At 55.7% G+C, this 11,793-nt stretch carries 14 protein-coding genes; 5 read left to right on the top strand and 9 right to left on the bottom strand.

What is annotated here, in order from left to right; all coding sequences use genetic code 11:
• Nucleotides 1–73 precede the first annotated feature (73 nt).
• From AC13D2_RS14990 to AC13D2_RS14975, 4 genes are read left to right on the top strand one after another with little or no spacing between them, the layout of a single operon-like run.
• Complete coding sequence (locus AC13D2_RS14990; RefSeq protein ID WP_292049347.1) at nt 74–781, top strand: MotA/TolQ/ExbB proton channel family protein; 708 nt, start codon at nt 74–76, stop codon at nt 779–781.
• 24 nt (nt 782–805) lie between these two features.
• Nucleotides 806–1,303: an ExbD/TolR family protein gene (locus tag AC13D2_RS14985; RefSeq protein WP_007153670.1), complete on the top strand. Its 498-nt coding sequence runs from the start codon at nt 806–808 to the stop codon at nt 1,301–1,303.
• On the top strand, nt 1,300–1,800 hold the full coding sequence (locus tag AC13D2_RS14980) for an ExbD/TolR family protein (RefSeq protein ID WP_007153671.1): 501 nt from the start codon (nt 1,300–1,302) through the stop codon (nt 1,798–1,800). Before AC13D2_RS14985 ends, AC13D2_RS14980 begins: the two co-directional genes overlap by 4 nt.
• A 2-nt stretch (nt 1,801–1,802) precedes the next feature.
• Entirely contained in the window at nt 1,803–2,798 is a 996-nt protein-coding gene (locus tag AC13D2_RS14975; protein ID WP_292049346.1) for an AgmX/PglI C-terminal domain-containing protein, read from the top strand.
• 60 nt (nt 2,799–2,858) lie between these two features.
• On the opposite strand, the gene AC13D2_RS14970 is transcribed toward AC13D2_RS14975, so the two are convergent.
• From AC13D2_RS14970 to AC13D2_RS14935, 8 genes are all read right to left on the bottom strand, one after another.
• The gene (locus tag AC13D2_RS14970) at nt 2,859–3,236 is read right to left on the bottom strand and encodes a GFA family protein (protein WP_286748876.1); all 378 of its coding nucleotides are present in this window, start codon (nt 3,234–3,236) and stop codon (nt 2,859–2,861) included.
• 51 nt (nt 3,237–3,287) lie between these two features.
• Entirely contained in the window at nt 3,288–3,788 is a 501-nt protein-coding gene (locus AC13D2_RS14965; protein WP_286748878.1) for a hypothetical protein, read from the bottom strand.
• Between the two features lies 1 nt (nt 3,789).
• Nucleotides 3,790–4,104 carry a hypothetical protein gene (locus AC13D2_RS14960; protein ID WP_286748880.1) on the bottom strand — a complete coding sequence of 105 codons (315 nt, stop codon included), beginning with the start codon at nt 4,102–4,104 and terminating at the stop codon, nt 3,790–3,792.
• Between the two features lie 93 nt (nt 4,105–4,197).
• On the bottom strand, nt 4,198–4,470 hold the full coding sequence (locus tag AC13D2_RS14955) for a hypothetical protein (RefSeq protein WP_286748881.1): 273 nt from the start codon (nt 4,468–4,470) through the stop codon (nt 4,198–4,200).
• A 90-nt stretch (nt 4,471–4,560) separates the two neighbouring features.
• Nucleotides 4,561–4,776, bottom strand: a complete 216-nt coding sequence (locus AC13D2_RS14950; protein ID WP_339666907.1) for a type II toxin-antitoxin system RelE/ParE family toxin — start codon at nt 4,774–4,776, stop codon at nt 4,561–4,563.
• Between the two features lie 2 nt (nt 4,777–4,778).
• Nucleotides 4,779–5,216, bottom strand: coding sequence for a hypothetical protein (locus AC13D2_RS14945; RefSeq protein WP_292049342.1), 438 nt, complete (start codon nt 5,214–5,216; stop codon nt 4,779–4,781).
• Between the two features lie 161 nt (nt 5,217–5,377).
• Nucleotides 5,378–6,280 carry a hypothetical protein gene (locus AC13D2_RS14940; RefSeq protein ID WP_286749613.1) on the bottom strand — a complete coding sequence of 301 codons (903 nt, stop codon included), beginning with the start codon at nt 6,278–6,280 and terminating at the stop codon, nt 5,378–5,380.
• Between the two features lie 692 nt (nt 6,281–6,972).
• Complete coding sequence (locus tag AC13D2_RS14935) at nt 6,973–8,343, bottom strand: sodium:solute symporter family transporter (RefSeq protein WP_292049341.1); 1,371 nt, start codon at nt 8,341–8,343, stop codon at nt 6,973–6,975.
• A gap of 130 nt (nt 8,344–8,473) precedes the next feature.
• Here AC13D2_RS14935 and AC13D2_RS14930 point away from each other — a divergent pair, with 130 nt between their 5' ends.
• Entirely contained in the window at nt 8,474–8,794 is a 321-nt protein-coding gene (locus AC13D2_RS14930) for a TraR/DksA family transcriptional regulator (RefSeq protein ID WP_292049340.1), read from the top strand.
• A gap of 7 nt (nt 8,795–8,801) precedes the next feature.
• Here the strand turns inward: AC13D2_RS14930 and malT are convergent, their stop codons facing one another.
• Nucleotides 8,802–11,567 (bottom strand): HTH-type transcriptional regulator MalT, encoded by a 2,766-nt coding sequence (gene malT / locus AC13D2_RS14925; RefSeq protein WP_482938854.1) that lies wholly within the window; start codon nt 11,565–11,567, stop codon nt 8,802–8,804.
• Nucleotides 11,568–11,793: the final 226 nt, after the last annotated feature.

The following is an 11,793-nucleotide window of genomic DNA, read 5'->3' as shown; positions in this document are numbered from 1 at the left end:
CGCGAACTTACCCCTGCCGGGGCGGTTGCCGCATACACTAGCCTGCAAACACGGACTATGGAGTGCCCTGAAAATGATTGAAACCGCCGTTCGCTTCTTCCAGGAAGGTGGCTTTTTCATGTATCCGATTGCCATCGTGCTGATTATCGGACTCATCGTTGCCGCCGAACGTTACATCTACCTCTCTGCCCAAAAGATTACCAATCGCCGGGATTTCAACCGGTTGCACCACATGATTGGTGGTAAGGATCTGAAGGGCGCGCTGAATTATGCCTCCGAGTCCGGCAGTGCCATGGCCTCCATGATCGGCTTCGGTCTCCAGCGCCTGGCCCGTCGCCAGTCCCGGGAAGAGATCGAGTACGCCATGGAAGAGGGGCTTCTGGAAGTCATGCCTCGCCTCGAGAAGCGCACCCAGTACCTGTCCACCCTGGCCAACATTTCCACGCTAATGGGGCTGCTTGGCACCATCATCGGCCTGATCGCGGCCTTTACCGCCGTTGCTTCGGCGGACCCGTCTCAGAAGGCGAGCCTGCTGTCCCAGAGTATCTCCGTAGCGATGAACACCACGGCCTTCGGCCTGATGTCCGCGATCCCGCTGCTGTTGATCCACTCCGTGCTCCAGACCAAGACCAACGAAATCATCGACAGCTTCGAAATGGCTGGCATCAAGGTGCTGAACCTGATCACCGACGGAACAGGCGCAAGGCCGCAGGCACCGGCTGCTGCCCGCCCCGCAGAGCCTGCTTCCCGTGCGGCCAACCCCGCCGGGTCAGTGGCGTAACGGTTCAATCAGGGAGCTAAAGCCATGAGGCGTAAGCATCGTCGGCTTCGCAGTGACGCGGACCTCGACATCACACCGTTCATGAACCTGATGATCGTGCTGGTGCCGGTCCTGCTACTGAATATGGTGTTTGCACACACCAGCGTGCTGGAACTGAATTTTCCCGACGTGGACAGCAGTTCCGTTGAAGAGCAGAAGGAACTCCAGCTACAGGTTGTCATCTTCGAAGACCAGCTTGTGGTGTCCGACAACCAGGGCGGCGTGATCAAGACCATCGCCAACCGCGAAGCGGCCCACGACTTCGAGATGCTCGGTAAGGTCATGAAGGAGCTTAAGGGCAGGCTCCCGGACAAACGCAACATCATCATTATGCCATCCAGCGACACCTCCTATCAGACGCTGGTGTCGGTCATGGACAAGGTGCGCTCTTACGAAGCGGTGGTTGCAGGTGATGTGGTCGAGGCCGAGCTGTTTCCCGAGATCTCGCTGGGCGACGCACCGAAGAGGGCTGAACAGTCATGAAAGAGTCTGCGAAAGCCAAACGCCTGAAGCGCCATCATCGGCGTGGCAAACAACAGAGCAAGCTGAACCTGGTGTCGTTGATGGACATCTTTACCATCCTGGTGTTCTTCCTGATGGTGAACTCATCCTCCGATGTGCAGGTGCTGAACCAGGACAACGCCATCAAGCTGCCGGACTCCAGTGCCCAGCAGCCCCCGGGTGATGTGCTCGCGCTGACGGTCACGGACAACGATATCCTGGTGAACGGCCGTGTTGTGATGAAGCGGGAAGTGCTCCAGGCCTTCGGTGGTCAGGTTGAGCCCGCCCTGAAGGAAGAACTGGACTACCAGGCCAGCCGCTCCAGTGCGCCGGCACCGGATGCAGGGCGCCCCATCACCATCCTTGCCGACCGCGAACTGCCCTATGAACTGCTGAAGAAAATCATGTCCACCTGCGTGGACGCGGGCTACGCCAGTATTTCACTGGCTGTAAACCAGAAAACAGAGCAGGGAGCCTAGCTGTGGCAGAGTATCGTCAGGGATTGCCCTGGAATCAGGAGGCGGGAGAACGCAAGCGCTTGTTTGCGGTTGCCACCCTCGTGATCCCACTGTTTATTGTGGCGGCTGCGTACATCACCTGGGTTGAGTTGCCGGAGCAGGACCGCAAAGAGCGTGAAGCCCTGCCGCCGCAATTGGCCAAGCTGATTGTTGAGAAACAGGAACCGCCACCACCCCCAGAACTGAAAGCACCGGAACCCGAGCCTGAACCCGAAAAGCCGGAACCGGAAGAGCAGCCCGTCGCCGAGCCCGAGCCCCAGGTACAGCCGCCAGCGCCGGAACCTGAGCCAGAACCGGAACCAGAGCCCCAGGTGGCGGAGAAGCCGGAGCCCACACAGCAGGACGTCGAAAAAGCCCGTGAAAAGGCAAAAAACACCGGTATCCTGGCGATGGGCGATGAGCTGTCCAAACTGAGTGCCCTGGGCAAATCCGTCAAACTGGACACCCCGGCCACCGTCACAACGGCGGAACCGATCGCCCGCAAGACCGGTGATACCCTGGCACAGAAGGCCAACACCGGCCGCAGCTCCGGTGTGGACGAATCCGGCCTGACTCGTGAAACCCGAGAGGTCGCCCTGGCGGAACGGCAACGAGCCCAGGTGGAGGAAGCCGAAGAAGTGGTCGCCCAGGCAAAAGCCGCCGAGCGCGAGCAACAGGCCGCGGCCAGCAAGCGCAGCCGTGAAGAGCTCCGCCGCACCATGGACGCGAACAAGTCGGCCATCTACAGCATCTACAACCGCGAACTGCGCCGCAAACCTTCACTGCAGGGCAGCGTAACGCCGGAACTGGTGATTGAAGAGAGTGGGGCGGTTTCAAGCTGCTCGGTGGTGGAATCCACCCTGAACGAGCCTGCCCTTGAGAAGAAAATCTGCAATCGTCTGCGGCTGGTGGATTTCGGCGCCCGCCCGGGTGTCGACAGGACGACTATCCGCTATCCGATCGAATTGCTGTCTGGTTGAACGGACGTTATTGGCTACCGAGTCCCGGCCACCAGGCCGGGACTAACCTGCAATTAGCGATCAGCGGCGATCGGACGAGTGGTTGATGCCATCCGTGGTAGGAATATCGCCCAACTCAAAGGGGTTCACCCCCTCTATACACGCCACGTTCACCCCAAACTGATTGGGGTTTGAGAGCCGTCTATGGTGTGTATAGATCCCGCAGGTAGAGCAGAAGTAGTGTTCAGCCGTTTTGGTATTGAACTGATAGAGGGTCAAATTCTCTGCACCCTGTAAGATTCTGAAGGCATCAAGGGGAACCGAGGTCACGACAGCACCACGCCGCGCGCACATTGAGCAGTTGCAACGACTCAGGTCTTGAAAGCCGGTGGGGAGATCAACTTCGAATTGAACGCTGCCACAGTGGCAGGTGCCGCAGTTTGAACCTCGTAGGTCCATGTGGGGAAGACTCCTTATCTGTAGTACTAACGGAGATCCGTTTCAGAAAAATTAAAGATAACTTGAGAATATTTTCTTGATTCTTTCTTTGCTCAAAAAGTTTGATTCTATTTTAAAAGTTTTACTATCATTGCCTTTTTCTACGAAAAATACCGTGGACTTATCCGATCCGATAAAATAGAAAAATTCCTTATTGTCACTTAACCAAATACCGGAATCTCTGTTTTTCATGAAAACGTACTGAAAAGATTCAACGGCCTCTTCGTTGCATTCGAATTCGTTGTTGCTTAGAACAGACCTAAAAAAGACATCCGGGCTACAGCCGCCAGTATTTACTTCCTTATCTAAACTAAAGCCAACAATGTTTTTACCAGGCTCGTCACTGTATTTTGCGATTAGAATTTCACTATCTGTACCAAGATATCCCACTAAGTTAGGGTTTTTGGGGATATAAAAGTCAAGTTCTCCATAAACTATGCGCAAATCACTGCCGCTTGCTGACAACGAGAGAGGAAGAATTGACATAAATGCTAGAATAAAAATTTTATTCATATTAAAGACCCCACAAGGCTGCGCGAATATGGGTTTTATAATTTGCAGAAACTTGATCCCGACACATATTATAAAGGGAAGTGTCTCCAGACATTATTCGCTGGCCAATTTTTGCTATTTGCTTGATTATGTAATTGATGTCTGGAGTGTAGGTCGGTCTTGGCACCAAATCTATTGAAGCAGTACATGACTGCGCCTCTGTGAGAGCTTCATACATTACTTTTGCTGAGTTTTCGTTCACTGAGTGAGGCTGTGCCAAGCCTTGCCAGAAAAAATTGATTACAGCAGCTACATATTCCCTGTCATCTGATTTCATTCCATCTTCCTTTTTTGATAATAACTCTCCGGTGCCTTCCTGCACCGGAGTAAAAGTCTATCAAGACTGGTCTGGATGCTCCAGAGATCAAGGCTACCAGCCCCACCAACGCTCGACCTTGAGGATGCCACGCCAGATACTGCCAAGAATAGACGGAAACAGTTGCGGGAGTATCAACGCTGTCACGGCGAGCACGATGATACAGGTGAAAAGATAGTTACTGCTGAGAAAACCACCCGAGTAAGCCAGTTGCTTGTTTACCCCGAGCCAGATGAATGCTGCTGTGGGCACGGAGAAAAATAGAGATGCAAAGAGGCCAATCAATCTTGTTTCAATTGGCCCACCTTGGCTGCGCTTCCTTGCCATTTTTTGTGACTACTCCTTGTGTATTATGCCCGAAATCACCGATTGCAAGCCGCAGCGAAGCGAAGGGTTCAGCTACGGTGCATGGCTCGGCTATGTTTCGCTTTCTGGTAAGTCGAGCTGCCTCTCACTCCGCCAGACTCGTATGAGCACAACCTCTTTCGCCTGCTTGAGATAGACAACCCGAAATGGTGCGTGAATCAATTCGCGAATATGATCCAGGCTGAATTCAGGAACGACTCGGCCAGTATGCGCGGCTATAGAATGTAGGTGAAGCCGCAATGCAGTAACTGTCGCCTTGGCTGTCATGGTTAAATATTGCCTGGAAACGCAAGCCTCGCGCCTTCCGCCAGCACAGATCGAATCACAGATAGAGCCGTCTCACGTCCAAGTGTTTTTGATTCATTCGCCAGAATAGTTCCCACTGACTCCGTTATTTCAAGCGCCTGGGGAGTGGCATTTAACAGCTCCAAGCTCTTGGGCGTCAACGTGACACTTTTAACAGCACCATAGACATTCTTACCGACCCATAAATACCCAGCATCTGTTAGCCAATTTACTGTCGCAGCTGCAAGCTCTTCGTACTCCTGCGCATTGTAGGAAAGCTCTTCATCAGTTCCAGATGCGTACCTTTGATAAACGCATTTACCAAGATCCTCGTACCTTATATCTGGCCTCACAGGAAAGCTCTCAAAGCAAATTCCGAGCACTTCGGCAACATGTAGGTTAAACAGGTCAATATTTCGCACGATACTTCCTTGGATTTAACGAATGCTCTATATCTTGGAGCGCCCTGTCCCGCTCGTCATAAATTGATCCACCCTCGCTAGCTGTCGCATTCTCCCGCAGTTCCTCAAGGACCTTTTGAACCATCTGGTCAGTGTCCATACATAGTGCCTGACGCACTCCATCAGCCGCGCGAAGTACGAGTGTCGGCTGCATAATCTTGTGCGCCCCGCAGCAGTTGCCTTTCAAGCACTTGCCTTGTCGAACGGTTGAATTTAATGGAGGCGCAGTCGCGTCTGACGCCATACTGCAGCTCTAACCCACCGCTCCCATACACAAAAAACAGCTTCCGGAGCTTAGTCTCAGCTTCTATGTATGCAGGCACTACAGTATCAAGAATATTGATACCTTCCCCTAGAAAGTTATCAATATCTTGCCCTTGAGGATTTTCGATGCATACCTCCACCTCGACGATATGCTCTCCTTCTGACTGGCGCACTTGAAATGCGAATATCAGAAGATACTCGTCATGCGACTCCGCCTTCCGCTTCATGAGCGTTGATAGCTTGCTTCTCAATGCATCCCAAGCATCCGCCCCCATCTTCCCGAAAAAACCAGCCGCAAGGGATGAGCCAACCAATCCCATAAAGCCGCCCACCACCCAGAAAATGCTAAGCGGCTCTACAGACTTCTTGTGCTCTTGGCTTGAGGATCCTTTCAAGATGTGCGTCAGTTCCTGGATCGTGCTCTGATCTACATCACTCAAGTAGCTTCTGTCCCAAATGATGCTTACGCTTTCAGATTTGTCCACGCGGTTCTGCACGATCTCCCGACCGTCCGACAGCTCTTCAATCTGACCTTCGAATACTTCCATCTCGGCTACGACTTCATATTCGCCATCTGTCCTTTCGCGTACTTCCGCTGATATCACTCTACCGCACGGACCACCCCTAGGATCGTGCTCTATGTTAATCGGGATGAGCGACATCCGGACCGATGCCGCAAGTTGTTCTAGAGCTTCCTTGGTGAGGCGATCACCGTGCTTATCCGGAAGTGTGTTGGACATGGGCGCGGTGTAACGCTTCATAGTTTCCCCTGGCGAACATTTGGATTTGGTCTCCACAACCAATTTCCCAGCAACTCTTATCGCCTTCGTTTAGCTGCGTACATGTAGCGAAGCGAAATGGGAGTCCGGTGTAGGGTCGGAGGCCCGAACTACAACAGTTTGTTAAATACCTACTCGAAGTGGGCCCCTAAAGTATCTCTTGCAGAAAGGCACCATGTACTCATGTCAGGCTTTGAATTCTGCAGGAATAAGTGGCCCACAATGTCGAGTAGATGATAGGCAGCATGTTCAGCTTTGGCTGCACCGTAATCTCGCTGTAGTGACAATTTCATTTGGCTGGGACAAAAGTTTTCCTTTAGCGTTGCCTTCATTACCCCGGGCGGCGGAAAGTATTCAGCTGAACTCTCAGGTACCGTGCTGCTCGTCCTTTGTAACGCATCCATAGCCAGCCGGATGGCCTTGGACTCGAACGAGTTTGACGGAATGAGCAATATTACAATGACAACAATGGCTAAAATGCCAAAGAACCCCATTCTCGTTCTCCCATTACCGACTCTGCTGGGCAGTATTTAACTTCAATTTGACTTCTGTTCAAATTAGGCAGAAAACCTCGTTGGGTCAATCAGTTCCTGAATTCTCATCCAGGGTGGAGTGTTGGGAAAGTGGCCGTGTCGACCACTTTCCCTGCTTTCGGTGAGTCGACTAAGAGGCGATCAGTTGCTTTTCCGCCCCCAAACCAGCGTTATCGCCAAACTGACCACAGCCGAAGCGGCCAGGGCACCCAGGAATGGCTCCAAGGTGGGAATGCCACCGGGGAAGCTGGCGGCCAGGACACCTGCCGTCAGGCTGCCACCGGTCACCCATCCAGGAATGATCGCGCCCGCGAGACCAGCAAGGCCACCGAATACGGCTGCGGTGGTAGTCATGCGTTTCCACAACCCCATCAATACCGGTATCACTGCCGTGGCGCAGAGCAGGTCGGCGATCAGGAACAGTCTCAGTACCGAGACGCCCTGGAGTGCCACAATCACCACAGGAATCATCAGGAGGACGGTCACCCATCGTGCCGATATGATGGAGAGCCCTTGTTTTTCGGTCACTGCCAGGGAGGCGAGGGCGTTCTGAAGTGTGTCCACGGACGAGGCGACTAACGTGAGGGCCAATACCAGGGCGGGAATCGTCAGCCATGCGGGGGCGCCGGACAGCAAGGCAAAGAAGGGAATGGGTGGAGAACCGAGATCTGCACCGCTCATGGCAGTTGCAATGCCCAGGCCGCCGACCACGGCAACCACGATAATGGTCACCAGGCCGCCCAACAAGGCGCCGCTGCGTAATGCCGAGGTATCACGGGCGGACCACAGGCGCTGCCAGTAGCCTTGGTGAAACAGGTTAGCGGCGGTTACGGCGATCACCAGTGTCAGGGCTACGCCCAAGGCACTGCCTACTGGCGCGGAGGGGGCGTCAGCCATTTGCAGTTCCGGTAGCCGGTCCATTGCCACGAATCCGACAATGGCCAGTAGCCCGATCAGTAGGAACGCCTGCCACTGGTCCGTGACGATGCTGGCTCGCAGGCCACCCCAGGTGGTGTATATCAATGTGGCAATGGCCACGCCGAGCACTGCAAGGTTGCCATTTACGCCTGAAAGTAACGACGTGATGGCACCAATGGCGGTGAGTTCGGCGGTGAGGAAACACAGCATGTAAAGCACGGATATCAGCGACACGTAGCGGCGTACTGATGTGCCGTAGCAGGCCTGGGCAAACTCGCCAATGCTGCGGCCCTCGGGCAGGTAACGGCGAATGGCCGGGCCGCAGAAAGCAAACACGATAAAGGGCAGCGCAGCGCCCAGGGCGTAACCGGCCAATGCCACTGGCCCCACCAGGGCACCCACCTCTGGGGGCGCGAAGAGTATCCAGCCGCCCATGCCCGACGCCAGGAAGGATAGCCCGAGTGCCCGGGCGCCCTGACTGTTGCGGGCAGTCACGAAATCATCCAGGCCGCCATCGGCCAGGCGCGCCCGTAGTCCCAGCCAGGTGAACAGACCGAGTGCAGCCGCCAGGGCAGCTACCGTGGTGTAGAGCATGGTGTGTCTCTCCGTTAATCATAAAGCCGGGAATAGTGACATATTCCACGCGGTGCTGCGATTGACTGTCTTATGCTTTACTGTAGTAAGTCATCATCCGGAATTGAACCGACGGGGGAGGCCCCACCCAATGAGTAATCGCAAATCGGAACTGGAAACCCTGCGTGCTGACCTTAAGGCACGCCTGTCAAAGTATGAGGCCCACCAGCATCGCCAGGGTGGCGCGCTGGAGAAAGACTTCGAAGAACAGGCCGTGCAGACCCAGAACGACGAAGTGGTCGATTCACTGGAAACGGAAACCCGCAACGAGCTGGCCCAGATCGAACACGCCCTTGAACGCCTTGCTGAAGGGCGCGGGGACGAATGTGAAGGGTGCGGCGAAGACATTGACCCACGGCGCCTGCAGGTCCTGCCCTATACCACCGTCTGCGTGAAATGCGCCGAAGACTGATCCGCGATCACTCCCCTTGAATCTTGCTGAGCAGGTCTTTGGCCAGTTCAATGGCTTCTGACCGATGGCTGATGTTCTGCTTCTGGTAGAGGCTGCGGATGTGCGTCTTCACCGTCGTGGAGGCGACTTTCAGGTGTTCGGCGATCTGGTCATTCGACAGGCCGGCATGAATCAGGCTGAGTATCTGCCATTCCCGGCGGGTTAGCGGTGATGTGCGGATCAGTTCCGGCACATCCGGCCGGTCGATAATATCCTGGATGATGGCTTCATCCAGGGAAATCCGGATGGCGCGGCTGAAATCCCGTTGTTGTTGAGCCAACTGGATCAGGCGTTCCGCCCGCTGCAGTTCCATGCCGTCAATGGCTTCGTCATTGATCAGTGCTTTCAGGATCACGATCAATACCTTGCCCATACGCAGGAAGCTGCCAACGGCCCCGGTGGTACTGGCCAGTTGGAGCGCAGCCACCATGTGCTTCAGAGCGTTCTCGCGGTCTTCGGTGTCCCAGTAGAGCAGTGCCAGGGCGATATGGTTGCGGTTGAGGTCGGTTTTCAGTCCCACTTCTTCCGCTACGGCTTGCAGCCCTGTCAGCAGAGGCTGAGCCTTGCTGTACAAACCCAGACTCATATACGCCCGCGCCCGGTTGCGGCCGTTGCACTGATTGAAGTGGTTGGTCGCGGTGGCGGGGTCGACAGGCGGAGCGATGGTCAGCCAGCGTTGGATGGCTTCGCGGTCCCGAACGGCATCCCAGTAGGCGAGCATGGTGGCATGGGCATTGGCGACCCAGTCCAGATGATAGTCGCCGGAGGCAAGCATCTTCTGCATCTTGGCGATGTAGTCCGCACAGAGGCTTTGCCGGCCCCTGGCGTGGGCCACCTTGGCCAGCGATGTATAGCTTTGCACGTACCAGCGCTCGCCCTGGGCTTCCAGTATTTCGATGCCCTGGAGCGCACACCGCTCGGCATTTTCCAGGTGGTGCCATTCCCACATGATCTGACTGCGGATGCGGAACAGGAATTCCAGTATCGGCAGGTGGTTGAGGTGGTTTTCCTCGGCGTACTGGAAGCCCCGCTCCTGGATGTTATAGGCCTTCTGCAATAAGCCCATGGCAACACTGATTTCTGACTGCTGGCACAGCGCCCATATGACGTTCTGGTGGGCCTGGTGAGCCCGGGCAAGGTGTTCGGTTTCCTGCATGCGTGCGAGGGCTTCTTCCAGTTCCCCTTGCACAAACAGCGCTTCCCCGATGACCGAGGCCGCTGCAACCCGGGAAGTGGGCAGGTAGCGGGCTTCCTGGTCGATAGCCTCCCGGGCCAGTACCAGGGCGCGCTCTCCATCCCCGTAATTCATCGCGACCTGGGCACGAATGGCACTGAACTCACCATGTACGGCGCGTTGAGTGTCCTCGGTCATGGACGCTTCCAGGCGGGTCTCCGCAGCCGATAACCAGTTTTCAACCTCGTCAAACTTGTACTGGCCCTGGGCCACCCAGGCCCTGAGCAGGGTCAGCGTTGGATCCTGGGCAATCACATCCTGGGGCAGGGCGTCGAGGCACCGCTGCAGCAGGATAAACTGGCCTTCGGTGAAAAACTTGCGGCCGTGAATGGTCAGTACGCGAGTGATACGGTCCGCATCGTCGGCGGCGATGGCGTGGCGGGCGGCCTCTTCAGCGTGGTCCAGTTCCAGCCAGGCGTCACTGGCCCGCTGGTGCAGCTGTTGGCGGTTCTCTTCGGTGGTGCAGGTCAAAAGGTGCTGGAGGTAGACGGAAAACAGTGGATGGTAGTGGAACCACAGGGCGGAATTGTCCACGGGCGTGATAAACAGCCCCATGGAGAGAAGGCTGCTCAGCAGGGCCTGGCCGTTGCTGTCGTCCATAACCCGCATGACCATCCGCGCGTTGAAGCGGTCCAGTATGCTGGTTCGCAGCAGGAATGTTCGCTGCTGTTCCGTCAGCCCCTGCCCAACCAGTTCGTCGAAGTAGTCAAAGATGTGCTGGTTGCCGTACTCAAGCTGGTCGACGAAGTCGTTGAATTCGATGCTGGTCAGTGCGGACGCGGACAGAAGCTGGAGCGCCGATACCCATCCTTCAACCCGTCTCACCGCCCGCTCCATGCTTTCCCGCGAAATTTCAAACGGCAATCGGCTGTCGAAGTAGCTCTGTGCTTCGTCGGCACCGAAAGCCAGGTCCCGTGAGGTGATCTCGGTCATCCGTCCCTGCATTCTCAGTTGCGCGACGCCGATGGGTGGCACCGTCCGGGTGATCAGGACGAGCGTCAGGCAGGCGGGTTGATGCCTCAGCAGGAAGCGCAGTGCGTTGTGGATGGCCTCGTTGTCAATCAGGTGGTAGTCGTCCAGCACCAGATACAGCGGATCCCCGTCCAGCCCTTCCAGGGGAAGCTCGGCCAGAAGGTCGGTGAGAAAGCTCTCCAGATTGTCGTACCCCTTCTCCTGCAACCTCCGCAGCGTGGCCTTGCAGCTTGCGGGTGCAGCAACTTCAATCGCCTTGGCCAGGTAGCCCGCAAACCGGGCCGGGTCGTTATCGCCCACTTCCAGGCGATACCAGGCACTGGTGGCCTCCAGTGCCCCAAGACGGTCCGCCACGGTGGTGGTTTTGCCATAGCCCGCGGGCGCGTGCACCAACAGCAGGCTTACCGGTTCCAGGCCGTGGAGAAGGTCGTTGAATTTTTCCCGATGTAAAAGGGCGGGTGGTGGTTGTGGGCTCTGGTTTTTGGCAGCGATGAACGTCAGTTGTCCCGGATTCAGTGTTGTTGTCATCAGGATCTTCAGTAATTGGTGTCAGACAGTGGCAAGGAATGTGATACCGGCTTTGTTGCTCTGCGTCAACTGCGGGCTGTCCCGATTTGAGGGGCATGAACCAGTTCTCAAAACCGGCGGGGAGGGCCTCTTCTGCAGCGGCAGATTTGAGGCACAGTTATCTTTAAGGCGTTAGCGATTTCGGTATCTTACCGTAACAAGATGTAACTCGGAAAACGTGATGTCT

It is taken from the genome of Marinobacter sp. B-12 (assembly GCF_056857915.1).
Note: the sequence above shows the minus strand (reverse complement) of the source record. Positions and strands in the feature narration are given on the sequence as shown.